The following is a 14,189-nucleotide window of genomic DNA, read 5'->3' on the forward strand; positions in this document are numbered from 1 at the left end:
CGGGGTCAGGCCTCGACGCGCTTCTTCAGCTCCTTGAGCGCGGTGTCGACGATGACCTTCTCCGCCTTGCGCTTGAGCAGCCCGATCATGGGGATCTTGACGTCCACGGCGAGGCGGTAGGTCACCTTGGTGCCCGCGCCGTCGGCCGCGAGGGTGTAGGAGCCGTTCATCGCCTTGAGCACCTGGGCCGAGACGAGCGACCACGAGATGACGCCGGTGCCGTCCTCGACGACGTCCCACTCGTAGTCGAGCACGTAGGTGTCCTTGATCGCCCCGGCGTCGAGGGTGAACTGCACCTGGTCGGCCCAGCCGTCGCCCTCCTCGGCGAGCACGCTGACGTCCTTCACCTCGCCGGCCCACTCGGGGTAGGCCTCGAAGTCCGCGATGACGTCGAGCACCTCTCCCGGAGGGGCGTCGATGACAATGGAGGACTCCGTGCGATCGGCCATGCGCCGAAGGTTATCGCGTCACCGGGCCGGCGACGCCGCCGACCGCTCGCCTGTCACGGCGTCCTCGTCGCGTGCGAGGATGAGGCCGGCGTCAGCCCACGGCCGGTGTGACCACGGTGACGTGGCCACCCTGGTTACCGATCGGTATGGTGCAGCAGAGTTCCCGGCCTCGCCCACAGGAGTGACAGTGAAGGACAACGTCGTCGCACCCCTCGCGCCCGTCACGACCGAGGGCAGCCTCGCCGACCTGCCGGTCCGCAACGCTGCCGAGGCCGGAGGCGAGACGGCGTTCTCGCGCAAGACGCCGTCGGGCGGGTGGACCCACGTCACGTGGCGCCGGTTCGCCGACGACGTGTCAGCCGTCGCCAAGGGTCTCGTCGCGCACGGCGTCGCACCGGGTGACCGCATCGCCATCATGTCGCGCACCCGCTACGAGTGGACGCTCGTGGACTTCGCGGCGTGGACCGCGGGCGCCGTCGTCGTGCCGATCTACGAGACCTCCTCGGCCGAGCAGCTGCAGTGGATCCTGTCGAACTCCGACACCCACGTCGCGGTCGTGGAGACGTCCGCGCACGCGGCCGTCGTGGAGCAGGTGCGGGCGGACGTGCCGAGCCTGCGCGACGTCGTCACCATCGAGGACGGCGGCCTCGACGCGCTGCGCGAGAAGGGTCGCGAGGTGCCGGACGCCGACCTGGACGCGCGCCGCGCCGGCCTCGACCGCCGGGCCGTGGCCACGATCATCTACACCTCGGGCACGACCGGCCGGCCCAAGGGCTGCGAGCTGACCCACGGCAACTTCCTCGACCTCGCCGAGAACGCCATCGGCAAGCTCGGCGACGTCGTGCTCACCGAGAACGCCTCGACGCTGCTCTTTCTCCCCCTGGCGCACGTCTTCGCGCGCTTCATCGAGGTGCTCTGCGTGGCCGGCCGCGCCCGGATGGGCCACTCGGCCGACATCAAGACGCTGCTCGACGACTTCGCCGGCTTCCAGCCCACCTTCGTGCTCGCCGTCCCGCGGGTCTTCGAGAAGATCTTCAACTCCGCGGAGGCCAAGGCGTCCGCCGAGGGCAAGGGCAAGATCTTCCTCCGCGCCGCCACGGTGGCCGTCGCCTACAGCGAGGCCCTCGACACCGCCGGCGGTCCCGGGCTCCTGCTGCGCCTGCAGCACGCGCTCTTCGACCGGCTCGTCTACGGCAAGCTGCGCGCCGCGATGGGCGGCAAGGTGCGCTACGCCGTCTCGGGCGGCGCCCCCCTCGGCACGCGCCTCGGACACTTCTACCGCGGCATCGGCATCCTCATCCTCGAGGGCTACGGCCTGACCGAGACAACGGCGCCGGTCGCCGTCAACACGCCCGACAAGATCAAGATCGGCACGGTCGGCCCGCCCCTGCCCGGCACCGGCATCCGGATCGCCGAGGACGGCGAGGTGCTGCTCAAGGGGGTCGGCGTCTTCACGGCCTACCACGACAACCCGGCTGCGACGGCGGAGGCCGTCGTGGACGGCTGGTTCCACACGGGCGACGTCGGCGAGATGGACGAGGACGGCTACCTGCGGATCACCGGGCGCAAGAAGGAGATGCTCGTGACCGCCGGCGGCAAGAACGTCGCCCCGGCGGTGCTCGAGGACCGCCTCCGCGCGCACCCGCTCGTCTCGCAGTGCATCGTCGTCGGCGACCAGAAGCCCTTCATCGGCGTGCTCGTCACGCTCGACGAGGAGATGTGGCCCCTGTGGGCCAAGAGCCACGGCGTCGAGGGCGTGACCCTGGAGCAGGCGCGGACCAACGAGGTCGTGCTCGGCGCGCTGCAGGATGCCGTCGACCGGGCCAACGAGGCGGTCTCCAAGGCGGAGTCGATCCGCAAGTTCGCGGTGCTCTCCGGTGACTTCACCGAGGCCAACGGCTACCTGACGCCCTCGCTCAAGCTCAAGCGCAACGTCGTCATGAAGGACTACGCCGACGAGGTGGAGAAGCTCTACGCCTGAGCCGTCCGCTCGGGCAGAGGCAGCCAGGGCCGTCGGGCGCCGTCCGGGTCCGCCGGGCGCCGTCAGCGCAGCAGGGTGGCGTCAGCGCAGCAGGGTGGCGTCAGCGCAGCAGGGTGCGCAGGCGCGCGCGCCAGTCGCGCACCAGCACGGACCGGCTCGTGCCCAGCGTGTCGGCCAGCGCGTCGTCGGTCGTGGCCTCCGCGTCGCCGAGACGCGAGGTGGGCTCGGCGAGGCCACCGGCGGCCGCCGCGTAGAGACGCACGACCGCGGCCGTGCCGTGGGTGTCGTCCAACGTGCGCAGCGCGAGCAGCGCCAGCCCGTATGCCGTCGGCAGGCGTCCGGTGCTCGGGTCGAAGTCGGCGTCGGCGGGGAGCGACCGGGGCAGCCCCGACGCGCGGACCGTGTCGAGGGCCTGCGCGACGACGGTCCGCTCGGGCAGGTCGACGGAGCGGTAGGCGACGAGTTCGGCGAAGCCCTCGGACAGCCAGAGCGGCACGGCGCGGGTCGTCGACGCCCGCACCGCGACGTGGGTGAGCTCGTGGGTCATCACGACGTCCCGGCCCCCGGGTTGCAGCGATGCCCAGGGCCCGGGCACGATCACGACGCGGTCGGCGCCCGCCGTCTCGCCGGGAGTCAGCGGTCCGTCCGTGGCGGCCGCCACCCCCGCGAGACCGGCGGGGTCGCGGCCGAGTAGGGCGCCGGCGTCCTCGTCGGTGGCCGGCGCGATCCACACGGCCGGGGGGACGCGCCCCCAGACGGCCGACACGTGGGCGGCCGCCGTGGCCGCACGGCGCACGACCTCGTCGACGGTGGCCGGCGAGCCGACGGCGAGCACCAGGGCGGAGGGCGACCGGCGCACGACGAGCCCGTCGAGGTCCCACGGCTGGGGACGGTCCGACGGGCTGGACGCGGTGACCACCGCGCTGCTGGGGCGGGCCGGGTCGGCTTTCAGGGTGAGGTCGAGGTCGAAGGTCCGGGGGCGCCGGTCGAAGCCGGTGAACCTGTAGGTGAAGCTCGCCCTGACGTCCCAGCCGACGTCGGTGCCGGCCGCGGCGGGGACGGGCGGCGTGGCCTCGCGGACGCCGACGAGCCTGAGGTCGCCGACGCGCATCCGCAGGAGCCTCTGACCGATGGTGAGCTGCCCGCGCCGTACTTCCTGGCCCTGCACCGGCGCGAGCCAGGCCGTCAGGTCACCGCGGGACAGGGCCGCAAGGCGCCGCTCGACCAGCGCCCGGACGGCGTCCCGTCGGGGGACCTGCCACCGCTCGGGGGCGATGTCGCCGCGCGTCGCCGTCGGGGTGGCGCCGGGATCCTCCGTCGGCACGGTCGGCACGGTCGGCACGGCCGGCACCGTCGTGCCGTCCGAACGGCTCGCGGCTGTTCCTCCGTTCGTGCCGCTCCCGCTCGGATCGGCTCGGGGCGGCGCAGCGCCGCACCCGGAGAGGGCGGCCAGCACGAGGCCGACAGCAGCCAGCCGGGCCGCCCGGCCTCGCGACCGGCGGTCGGCTCCGGGCCCGAGGGGGCTGGGTCGTCCGAGGCGTCCGAGGCGTTCGAGGCGTTCGGGGCTGCGCACCGCGTCATCGTGCCACGGTGCGCGGGACGCGGGCTCAGACCGCGCGGCGGACGTGCGCCGTCGTGACCTCCTCGTCGAGCACGGCCCGGGCGGCGTTCGCCGTGGCCGTCGTCACGAGGCCCGCGCCGAGGAACGCCGACACGGCACGACGCTCGGCCCGGTCGAGCGGTCGGTCGAGCGGTCGGTCGAGCGGCCGGTCGAGCGGTCGGTCGAACCCGCCGTCGGGCGCGCTCGGGTGGGTGCGCCCGTGCTCCCGGTCGGGGCGCCCCGGGCGCAGCGGGATCGTGGTCAGCGCGGTCACCATGCAGTCTGCGCAGTGGACGTCCCGCACCGGGCAGGTCTGGCAGTCGACGAGCATCATCTGGTCCAACCCTTCGTCTCTCGTTGCGATCTGTCGTGCCGACGCTAGGCGGACCCACCGACAACGCTCCCCCGGCCCGGCCCCTGGGCCAGCTCCGGCCGCGCCTCCCGGGCGCTGTCGGCGGCCGCGCATACGGTCGGGTCATGCAGGCGATCCAGTCCACGTTCGACGACCTCGGCACCCCCCTGGCCGGCGTCACGTTCGTCGTCGTGGACCTCGAGACGACCGGCGGCACCCCGGCCCAGTGCGGCATCACCGAGATCGGTGCCGTCAAGGTCCGCGGCGGTGAGGTCCTCGGCGAGTTCCAGACGCTCGTCGACCCAGCCGAGCCGATCCCCGCCTTCATCTCGGTGCTCACCGGCATCACCGACGCCATGGTGCGCGACGCGCCGCGCATCGACAGCGCCCTGCCGGCCTTCCTCGAGTTCGCGGCGGGCAGCGTCCTCGTCGCCCACAACGCGGGCTTCGACATCGGCTTCCTCAAGGCGGCCGCGGCCCGCGTCGGCGCCCCATGGCCCGGATTCCCCGTGCTCGACACCCTGCAGCTGGCGCGCCAGCTCGTCGTCCGCGACGAGACGCCGAACCACCGCCTCTCCTCGCTCGCCCAGGTCTTCGGCTCACCGACGACGCCCGACCACCGTGCGCTGCACGACGCGCGGGCCACGGTCGACGTCCTCCACGGGCTCATCGCCCGGGTCGGCGGCCTCGGCGTCCACACGCTCGAAGAGCTGTCGAGCTACAGCTCTCGGGTCACGCCGTCGCAGCGGCGCAAGCGCTTCCTCGCCGACCCGCTGCCGAGCGCGCCCGGCGTCTACCTCTTCAAGGACGGCAACGACCGGGTCCTCTACGTCGGCACGAGCCGCGACATCCGCACCCGGGTGCGCACCTACTTCACCGCCTCGGAGCAGCGCAGCCGGATGGCCGAGATGGTGCGCCTCGCGCACGTCGTGCACCCCATCGTGTGCCAGACGCCCCTCGAGGCCCAGGTCCGCGAGCTGCGCCTCATCGACGAGCACAAGCCCCGGTTCAACCGACGGTCGAAGGACGGCCGCAAGGCGATGTGGGTCAAGCTGACCCAGGAGCGCTTCCCCCGCCTGTCGATCGTCAAGCAGGTCCGTGACGACGGCGCGCACTACATCGGGCCGTTCCGCTCCCGGGCCACGGCGCAGTCGGCCGTCGACGCCGTCCACGAGGTCGTCCCGCTGCGACAGTGCACCGGCCGCCTCGCGCGCCGGGGCAGCGCCTGCGCCCTCGCCGACATGGGTCGCTGCGGGGCACCGTGCACGGGCGCCCAGTCGGAGGGCGACTACGCACTCGTGGTGGCCGAGTGCCGCGAGATCTTCACCGGCAACGCCCGTCCCGGCGCCGACCTGCTGCGCTCCCGCCTCGAGGAGCTCGCGTCCCAGGAGCGCTTCGAGGACGCCGCGCGCGTGCGGGACCGCTTCCTCCAGCTCGTCCGGGGCGCCGCGCGGGCGCAGCGGCTCACACCGCTCACCCGCTCCCCCGAGGTCGTGGCGGCCCGCCGCAGCGACCTCGGCGGCTGGGAGCTCGTGACGATCCGCCACGGGCGCCTCGCGGGCACCGTCGTCAGCCCGCGCGGCGCCGACCCGATGCCCTACGTCGAGTCCATGCGGCTCACGGCCGAGGTCGTCGCGTCGCCGACGCCCGAGCGTCCTTCCGCGCTGACCGAGGAGACCGAGATCCTGCTGCGCTGGCTCGAGTCACCCGGCGTGCGCATCGTCGAGCTCGACGGGCTGTGGACGTGCCCGGTCGGCGGGGCGGGCTCCGTACGCCGCGAGCTCGAGCCCGCCGTCGCGTCGGCCCACGAGGTGGCCGGCTTCGACGACGACGTGCCCCACCCAACCCGCCCCGGCCGCCCCCGTCGCGCCGGCGCGACGACCGGCCGCGCGGGCACCCCGGCTAGGGTGTCCTCGTGATCACCGCCATCGTCATGATCAGCTGCGAGGTCGACCGCATCCCCGAGGTCGCCGAGGCCGTCGCCGACATCCCCGCCGTCTCGGAGGTCTACTCGGTGACGGGCGACGCCGACCTCATCGCCATGGTGCGGGTCAAGGCGCACGAGGAGTTCGCCGACGTCATCGCCGGCCGCCTCAACAAGGTCGAGGGCGTCGTGGGCACCTCGACCCACATCGCATTCCGCACGTACTCCTCGCACGACCTCGAGGCGGCCTTCAGCCTCGGCCTCGACGGCGAGTAGCCGCCCAACGGCGAGTGGCCGCTCTACCGCGAGTAGCCGCCCGACGGCGAGCAGCCGACCGAGCGGGTCAGCGCCGGGTGGCGGCCACCCAGCGCTCCACGACCGCGGTCGCGGCGCCGCTGTCGATGGCGTCGGCGGCGACGGCCAGACCGGCCCGCAGGTCGTCCTCGAACGACTCCTGCGTCGAGCCGGAGTCCGGCCGCGTCAGGGCCAGGGCGATGCCGGCGTTGAGCAGCACCGCGTCGCGCACCGCACCGGTCGCGCCGGCGAAGACCTCGCGCACGACGCCGGCGTTGTGCGCGGCGTCGCCCCCGCGCAGGTCCTCGATGGGGTGCAGGGCCAGGCCGAGCCGCGTCGGGTCGACCGAGCGCTCCGTGACGGAGCCGCCGCGCACCCACCACACGTGCGTCGTCGTCGAGACGGTCACCTCGTCGAGCCCGTCGTCGCCGCGGAAGACCGCGGCATCCTTGCCGCGCTCGGCGAAGACCCCCGCCAGGAGCGGGGCCATGCGGGCGTCCGCGCAGCCGACCGCGGCATACGTCGGCTGGGCCGGGTTGGTGAGCGGACCGAGGAAGTTGAAGGCGGTGCCGATCCCGAGGTCGCGCCGCGGCGCGGCGGTGTGGCGGAACGATGGGTGGAACGTCTGGGCGAAGCAGAAGGTGATGCCCGCCTCATGGGCCACCTCGACGACGCGCTCGGGCGCGAGCGAGAGGTCGATGCCGAGGGCCTCGAGCACGTCGGCCGACCCGGACGACGACGACGCCGCCCGGTTGCCGTGCTTGACGAGGCGCACGCCGGCAGCGGCGGCGACCACCCCAGCCATCGTCGAGATGTTGACGGTGTGGGCGCGGTCGCCGCCGGTGCCCACGATGTCGAGGCTCGGCTCGGGCACCTCGATGCGGCGGGCGTGCGCGAGCATCTGCTCGGCGAGCCCGCGCATCTCCTCCACGCTCTCGCCCTTCGCGCGCAGGCCGACGAGGAACCCCGCGACCTGCGAGGGGGTCGCCTCCCCACCCATGATCCGGCCCATCGCCCACTCGACCGTCGCACGGTCGAGGTCGCGACCGGCGATGAGGTCGCCGAGGACGGCGGGCCAGTTCGTCGAGTCCGGCGCCATGCTCAGGCCGTGGGCACGCCCGAGCGCGCGAGCGTGGCCACGGCCGACGTCAGCGCGATCGGGTCGAGCGGGTGCGGCACGGCGAGGTCGGCCTGCGACCAGGCGGCGAGCCAGCTGTCCTGCGGCCGGCCGGTCAGCACGATGATGGGCGGGCACTCGAAGATCTCGTTCTTCAGCTGCCGGGCGAGGCCGAGACCGCCGACCTTGGCGGCCTCGCCGTCGAGCACGAGCACGTCGAAGCGCTCGGCGTCGACGGTGCTGATGACGGCGTCGGCCGTGGCGCACTCGTGCCAGCGGACCACCTCGACGTCCTTGGCCGGACGCCGGCCGACGGCGGCGCGCACGGCGTCACGCGTCGTGATGTCGTCGCTGTAGAGCAGGACGCTGATCCGCGCGACCGGCCGCGCGGACCCGGCGGTCGTCGCGACGTCGGTGGACGTGCCGTGGGGTGCGCTGTCGTTCGAGGCGGTCGAGGCGGTCATGGCCCGAATGCTACCGGGCCGCCCCGCGCAGCCGGCAGCGCCCTCCCGGCGGCAGGCGCGCCCACCTGCGACCCGGTGCACGGCGTCGCCGGGGCCGTGGGAGGGTGGTCCCCGGACGGCCACCAGGACGGCTGTTCAGGGTTCGTGTCGGAATGGTCACGAATCCTCTACACCCGCGCGAGAAAAGCCTCCCTGGCAGGGGGTGCCTCGCGCAGCCGGACAGGAATGTGGGAATAATGTCCAACGTGGCGACAGCATCGGCAGTTCCTTCCAGCGCAGTGGCGAGTTCGGCCCATCACGGACCGGCGACCCGACCCAACATGGTTGCCGTCGGCACCATCGTGTGGCTCTCCAGCGAGCTCATGTTCTTCGCGGGCCTCTTCGCCGTCTACTTCCAGCTGCGCTCGGTGCGCGGTGAGCTGTGGGCCGAGCAGACCGAGAAGCTCAACCTGCCGTTCGCGAGCATCAACTGCCTCGTGCTCGTCATCTCCTCCGTGTGGTGCCAGCTCGGCGTCTGGAAGGCCGAGCGCGGCCAGAAGGCCCGCACCGGCTCGCTGCTCGACGTCAAGAACTGGGGCATGCGCGAGTGGTACGTCCTCACGTACTTCTTCGGTGCGTTCTTCATCGCCGGCCAGGTCATGGAGTACGCCGAGCTCGTCCACGAGGGCATCACGCTGAGCTCGGACGCCTACGGCTCCGTCTTCTACATGGCGACCGGCTTCCACGGCCTGCACGTGACCGGCGGCCTCATCGCCTTCCTGCTCATCATCGCCCGCACCTTCACGACGCGCCGCTACACGCACGCGAACGCGACCGGCGCCGTCGTGACCTCCTACTACTGGCACTTCGTCGACGTCGTGTGGATCGCGCTCTTCGCGACGATCTACATCCTGCGCTGACGCGCCGGTGCGACGCATGAGCCCCACCCCGACACCCTCCACCACGGACGACAGGAACCCACAGTGAACGCCTTGGCCGCCCGCCGCCGACACCCCGCCGCGATCGCGGTGCTGCTGCTGCTCGGGCTCCTCGTGACCGGTGGCGCCTACTCCTTCCTCGCCCCCAAGGACGCCAACGCGGCCGCTCCCACCGCGGCCGCGGACGCCGTGGCCGACGGCAAGAACCTCTTCGTCGCCAACTGCGCCTCCTGTCACGGCATCGCGGCCCAGGGCACGAAGTCGGGCCCGTCGCTCGTCGGCGTCGGTGCGGCCTCCGTCGACTTCCAGGTCGGCACCGGCCGTATGCCGCTCGCCGGCCCGAACGTCCAGGCACCGAAGAACAAGGTGAAGTTCGACGACGAGCAGATCAGCGCCCTCGCCGCGTACGTCGCCTCGCTCGGCCCCGGCCCGGCCATCCCCGAGGAGCAGTACACCAAGGTCATCGAGCCGGGCACCGCCGAGAACAACAAGGCGATCGCCGAGGGTGGCGAGATCTTCCGCGTCAACTGCGCCATGTGCCACAACTTCGCCGGCGCCGGTGGCGCCCTGACGCGCGGCAAGTACGCCCCCGCCCTCGACAACACCACCCCGAAGCACATCTACGAGGCCATGGTCAGCGGGCCGCAGTCGATGCCGGTCTTCAACGACAGCAACCTCACCCCCGAGGCGAAGCAGAAGGTCATCTCCTACCTCAAGGCGCAGGAGGCCGAGACCAACGTCGGCGGCCTGACGCTCGGCAACCTCGGCCCGGTCTCCGAGGGTCTCTTCGCCTGGGTCTTCGCCCTCGGCATCCTCATCGGCTGCGCCGTGTGGCTGGGCAAGAAGGCCGCATGAGCGCGCGCACCCTCGTCCTCATCTCGAAGAACCACGACAGGACCACCACCCGATGAACCACAACGAGACCACGGATCCCGGAACGGGCAGCGCCCTCGTGCCCGCCTCGGACAGCTCCGACCACAGCCACGAGCTGCTCCCCGCGTCGCTGGTCCGCGACGCCGACCGGTTCGAGAACCCGGGCCTGCCGGCCCACGTGCACCGCCAGGCCGACGACGACCCCAAGGCGGCCCGCCGTGCGGAGCGCCAGGTCGCGACGCTCTTCGGCCTGTCGATGCTCGCCACCCTCGTCTTCCTCGTGAGCTACTTCGCGATCCCCGACGAGTCGGTCTTCTTCTTCCCCGGCATCGGTCGGGCCAAGACGCAGAACGTCGTGCTCGGCCTGTCGCTCGGCTTCGCGATCTTCCTCATCGGCATCGGGGCCGTGCACTGGGCCAAGACGCTGATGTCCGACGAGGAGGTCAGCGAGGAGCGCCACCTGCAGGCCTCCACCGACGAGCAGCGCGCCAAGGCCGTCGCTGTCGTCAAGGAAGGCGTCGAGTCGACGCAGTTCGCGCGCCGCCCCCTCATCAAATACTCCCTCGGCGGGGCCCTCGGGCTCTTCGCCCTCCCCCTCGGCCTGCAGGTCGCCGGCTCGCTCGGCCCGGTCACGGTCGAGGAGCTCAAGCACACGATCTGGGACCCGAAGGACAACGGCGGCAAGCCGATCCGTCTCATGCGGGACCCCGAGATGACCCCGATCAAGTTCGACGAAGTCACGAACGGCTCCGTCTTCCACGTCATGCCGGAGACGCTGCAGAAGTACATCGACGAGGGCAAGCACGTCCTCGAGGCCAAGGCCAAGGCGGCGGTCATCCTCATCCGCCTCGACCCGAACGACATCAAGGTGCAGAAGGCCAGGGAGTGGGGCGTCGACGGTGTCGTCGCGTACTCCAAGATCTGCACCCACGTGGGCTGCGCCGTCGGCCTGTACGAGCAGCAGACCCACCACCTGCTCTGCCCGTGCCACCAGTCGACGTTCGACCTCACCGAGGACTGCGCCGTCATCTTCGGCCCGGCCAAGCGGCCGCTGCCGCAACTCAAGATCACCGTCGACGACGCGGGATACCTCGTCGCCCCCGAGGGCTTCGCTGAGCCCGTGGGACCGAGCTTCTGGGAGCGTGCGCGATGAGCACCATCAACGACACCCGCCCGGCTGACGCCCTGCGCGCCGGCGACCGTCAGGCCGACGAGCGCGCCACGGCAAGCAAGCCGCTGGGCGGCATCGCCGGGTGGATGGACGACCGCCTCGGCGCGGCCAAGGGCGTCTCCTTCCTCGCCAAGAAGGTCTTCCCCGACCACTGGTCGTTCATGCTCGGCGAGATCGCGATGTACTCGATGATCGTCTGCCTGCTGACCGGTGCGTTCCTGACCTTCTGGTTCGTGCCGAGCGCCAGCCAGGTCGTCTACGACGGCTCCTACGTCCCGCTCCAGGGCGTGACGATGTCGGACGCCTACCGCTCGACGCTCGGGATCTCCTTCGACATCCGCGGTGGCCTGCTCATCCGCCAGATCCACCACTGGGCCGCCCTGATCTTCGTCGTCTCGGTCTTCGTGCACATGGCTCGCGTGTTCTTCACCGGCGCCTTCCGCAAGCCGCGTGAGATCAACTGGGTGTTCGGCACGATCCTGTCGATGCTGGCCTGCATCGAGGGCTTCGCCGGCTACTCGCTCCCCGACGACCTCCTCTCGGGCACCGGCATCCGCGCCATGAACGGCTTCGTCCAGTCGGTCCCGGTCGTCGGGTCGTACATGAGCTACTTCATCTTCGGCGGGGCCTTCCCCGGCGAGGCGATCATCCCGCGCCTCTACTCGGTGCACGTGCTGCTCGTGCCGGCCATCCTCGTCGGCCTCTTCACGGCGCACATCCTGCTCGTCTTCGTGCACAAGCACACGCAGTTCCCCGGACCGGGCCGCACGAACAACAACGTCGTGGGCTACCCGCTCCTGCCCGTCTACATCGCCAAGGCCGGTGGCTTCTTCTTCATCGTCTTCGGTGTCATCGCGCTCATCTCGGCGGTCGTGACGATCAACCCGATCTGGGCGTACGGCCCGTACGACCCGTCCCCCGTGACGGCCGGTTCGCAGCCCGACTGGTACATGGGCTTCGCCGACGGTGCCCTGCGACTGCTGCCGGGCTTCCTCGAGTTCACGACGTTCGGCTTCACGTGGAGCATGAACATCTTCCCGGGCTCGATCCTGCTGCTGCCCGTCATGTGGGGCATCATCGGGGCCTACCCGTTCGTCGAGTCCTGGGTGACCGGTGACAAGCGCGAGCACCACCTGCTGGACCGCCCGCGCAACGCCCCGACGCGCACCGCCATCGGCATCGCCGGCATCACGATGTACGTCGTGCTCTTCTTCGCCGCCGGCAACGACCTCATGGCGATCAAGCTGCACCTGTCGATCAACGACATCACGCAGACCCTGCGCGTGCTCTTCTTCATCGGCCCGCCGATCGCCTTCTGGATCACGAAGCGCATCTGCCTCAGCCTGCAGCGCGCCGACCGTCAGAAGGTGCTCCACGGCCGCGAGACCGGCACCATCTGGCGTCACGCCGACGGTCGCTTCGAGGAGATCCACGCCCCGCTCACGCCCGAGGAGCGCTGGACCCTGGTCCAGCACGAGTCGCCGGAGCCGCTGCAGCTCTCGGCCGCCAAGGACGAGAACGGCGTCGACAGCCCGGTGGCCCGCAAGGAGCGCCTGCGCGCGAAGTTCTCGAACTTCTACTTCAAAGACCGCGTCGCGCCGCCCACGCCCTCGGAGCTCGAGGCCGCCCACCACGCGCACGACGACCACGGCGTCGTCGCGGCTCCGGGTGCCCACGAGGCCATCGAGGCCGGCGAGGCCACGGGTGCCGGCCAGGAGCGCGAGACGATCAAGGCCGACAAGCAGCACGACTGAGTCGGCTGCGGCTCGAGCCGCCCGCACGAGAGGGACCTGCCCACCGGGCAGGTCCCTCTCGTCGTGTCGGTGGGCTTTGCTCCCTTGTGAGAAGTTTCTGAGACGGTCGCGGCAGCATCGGGACGCTCGGTAGTCCCCCGTTGGTCCCACGAGAGGCACCCCATGCTCGACACCGTCTTCGGTCTGCCCGTCCACCCGCTCATCGTGCACGCCACGACCGTCGTCGTCCCGGCGGCCGCCGTGGCGGTGCTCCTGGCCGCCGTCTGGCCGCAGCTCCGTCGCTGGAGCGGGTGGCTGCCCGTCGCCCTCGCCGTGGCTGCCGTCGTGCTGACTCCCCTGTCCACGGAGTCCGGCGAGTCGCTCGAGCGACGCGTCGAGCACAGCGACCTCATCGAGACCCACTCCCAGCTCGCCGAGGGCCTGCTGCCGTGGGTGATCGCGCTCGCGGTGGCCGCCGTGGCCCTCTCCGTCGTCGGCCGGCGCGAGCGCGCCGCCCGTGCCGCCGAGACCGAGGCCCGCGCCACCACGACGGCCACCACGACGGCCACCGCCCGGCGTGGAGGAGCCGCCCGGTGGCTGCTCACCGGCGCCGCCGTCCTGGGCCTCGTCGCGGCGGTCGGCACGTCGGTGCAGGTCGTCCGGATCGGCCACAGCGGCGCCCAGGCCGCCTGGGGCGACGCCGTCTCCCAGACGCCCCCGCCCGCGGGCGGTGGCGGCGACTCGGACGGCAACTGAGCCCGTTCCCCACCTGGCCACCCAACCCCTGCAGGGGCGTAGGGGCCTCCCCAGAGGCTCGTACGCCCCTCCGAGGGGCCCCGAGAGGCCACAGCGGACCTCGTCGCGCCCCAGGGCCTGTACGCGCCGCGCGCGGGTGTCCCCCGCCCGCGCGTGACAGACTCGGGCCATGGACGAGCTCTCGGACGCCGCGTTCGAGGACGCGGTCTCACGCGCCCTCGACTCGATCCCGGCCGAGCTGGCCCGCGCCATGGACAACGTCGTCGTCCTCGTCGAGGCGGAGCCCCCCGCCGACGACCCCGACCTGCTGGGCGTCTACGACGGCACTCCCCTGACCGAGCGCGACGGCTGGTGGGGCGCCGGCTCCCTGCCCGACCGGATCACGATCTTCTCCGGTCCGCTCCGGCGGATGTGCGCCGACGCCGAGGAGCTCGAGCACGAGATCGCCGTCACCGTCGTGCACGAGATCGCGCACCACTTCGGCATCGACGATGCGCAGCTGCACGAGCTCGGCTGGGGCTGACCCACCCGGCCCGACGAGGACCGGCGCATCGCGAG

Annotated in this window: 14 protein-coding genes; 9 read left to right on the forward strand and 5 right to left on the reverse strand. The window is 72.0% G+C overall.

The genetic code is table 11. From position 1 onward, the window contains the following. Positions 1 to 5: 5 nt before the first annotated feature. Entirely contained in the window at positions 6 to 449 is a 444-nt protein-coding gene (locus ABT295_RS03580; protein WP_352393035.1) for an SRPBCC family protein, read from the reverse strand. A 187-nt stretch (positions 450 to 636) separates the two neighbouring features. Between ABT295_RS03580 and ABT295_RS03585 the strand changes: the two genes are divergently transcribed. After that, a complete protein-coding gene (locus ABT295_RS03585; RefSeq protein WP_352393036.1) occupies positions 637 to 2,430 on the forward strand; it encodes an AMP-dependent synthetase/ligase in 1,794 nt (597 codons plus the stop codon). Positions 2,431 to 2,530: 100 nt separating this feature from the next. Here the strand turns inward: ABT295_RS03585 and ABT295_RS03590 are convergent, their stop codons facing one another. Both ABT295_RS03590 and ABT295_RS03595 read right to left on the reverse strand, forming a co-directional pair. Then, complete coding sequence (locus tag ABT295_RS03590) at positions 2,531 to 3,772, reverse strand: hypothetical protein (RefSeq protein WP_352393037.1); 1,242 nt, start codon at positions 3,770 to 3,772, stop codon at positions 2,531 to 2,533. A gap of 265 nt (positions 3,773 to 4,037) precedes the next feature. Continuing rightward, positions 4,038 to 4,307, reverse strand: coding sequence for a hypothetical protein (locus ABT295_RS03595; protein ID WP_352394686.1), 270 nt, complete (start codon positions 4,305 to 4,307; stop codon positions 4,038 to 4,040). Positions 4,308 to 4,507: 200 nt separating this feature from the next. On the opposite strand from ABT295_RS03595, the gene ABT295_RS03600 reads away from it, so the two are divergent. Together ABT295_RS03600 and ABT295_RS03605 are read left to right on the forward strand one after the other, a co-directional pair. Next, positions 4,508 to 6,301: a DEDD exonuclease domain-containing protein gene (locus tag ABT295_RS03600; RefSeq protein WP_352393038.1), complete on the forward strand. Its 1,794-nt coding sequence runs from the start codon at positions 4,508 to 4,510 to the stop codon at positions 6,299 to 6,301. Next, positions 6,298 to 6,582, forward strand: a complete 285-nt coding sequence (locus ABT295_RS03605; protein ID WP_352393039.1) for an Lrp/AsnC family transcriptional regulator — start codon at positions 6,298 to 6,300, stop codon at positions 6,580 to 6,582. The genes ABT295_RS03600 and ABT295_RS03605 overlap by 4 nt, the downstream gene beginning before the upstream one ends. A 67-nt stretch (positions 6,583 to 6,649) precedes the next feature. On the opposite strand, the gene trpD is transcribed toward ABT295_RS03605, so the two are convergent. Both trpD and ABT295_RS03615 read right to left on the reverse strand, forming a co-directional pair. Continuing rightward, positions 6,650 to 7,699 carry an anthranilate phosphoribosyltransferase gene (gene trpD / locus ABT295_RS03610; RefSeq protein ID WP_352393040.1) on the reverse strand — a complete coding sequence of 350 codons (1,050 nt, stop codon included), beginning with the start codon at positions 7,697 to 7,699 and terminating at the stop codon, positions 6,650 to 6,652. Between the two features lie 2 nt (positions 7,700 to 7,701). Continuing rightward, positions 7,702 to 8,181, reverse strand: a complete 480-nt coding sequence (locus ABT295_RS03615; RefSeq protein WP_352393041.1) for a PleD family two-component system response regulator — start codon at positions 8,179 to 8,181, stop codon at positions 7,702 to 7,704. A gap of 236 nt (positions 8,182 to 8,417) precedes the next feature. Here ABT295_RS03615 and ctaE point away from each other — a divergent pair, with 236 nt between their 5' ends. From ctaE to ABT295_RS03645, 6 genes are all read left to right on the forward strand, one after another. Continuing rightward, positions 8,418 to 9,080, forward strand: a complete 663-nt coding sequence (gene ctaE / locus ABT295_RS03620) for an aa3-type cytochrome oxidase subunit III (protein ID WP_352393042.1) — start codon at positions 8,418 to 8,420, stop codon at positions 9,078 to 9,080. Between the two features lie 63 nt (positions 9,081 to 9,143). Next, the gene (gene qcrC / locus ABT295_RS03625) at positions 9,144 to 9,953 is read left to right on the forward strand and encodes a cytochrome bc1 complex diheme cytochrome c subunit (protein ID WP_352393043.1); all 810 of its coding nucleotides are present in this window, start codon (positions 9,144 to 9,146) and stop codon (positions 9,951 to 9,953) included. A 52-nt stretch (positions 9,954 to 10,005) separates the two neighbouring features. Continuing rightward, a complete protein-coding gene (gene qcrA / locus ABT295_RS03630) occupies positions 10,006 to 11,124 on the forward strand; it encodes a cytochrome bc1 complex Rieske iron-sulfur subunit (RefSeq protein ID WP_352393044.1) in 1,119 nt (372 codons plus the stop codon). Then, positions 11,121 to 12,896, forward strand: a complete 1,776-nt coding sequence (qcrB, locus tag ABT295_RS03635; RefSeq protein WP_352393045.1) for a cytochrome bc1 complex cytochrome b subunit — start codon at positions 11,121 to 11,123, stop codon at positions 12,894 to 12,896. The genes qcrA and qcrB overlap by 4 nt, the downstream gene beginning before the upstream one ends. A 162-nt stretch (positions 12,897 to 13,058) precedes the next feature. Next, positions 13,059 to 13,631 carry a DUF2231 domain-containing protein gene (locus tag ABT295_RS03640; protein WP_352393046.1) on the forward strand — a complete coding sequence of 191 codons (573 nt, stop codon included), beginning with the start codon at positions 13,059 to 13,061 and terminating at the stop codon, positions 13,629 to 13,631. 169 nt (positions 13,632 to 13,800) lie between these two features. Next, a complete protein-coding gene (locus tag ABT295_RS03645; protein ID WP_352393047.1) occupies positions 13,801 to 14,154 on the forward strand; it encodes a metallopeptidase family protein in 354 nt (117 codons plus the stop codon). Positions 14,155 to 14,189: the final 35 nt, after the last annotated feature.

The sequence above is a fragment of the Terrabacter sp. NPDC000476 genome (genome assembly GCF_040300125.1).
Taxonomy (GTDB): Bacteria; Actinomycetota; Actinomycetes; order Actinomycetales; family Dermatophilaceae; genus Terrabacter.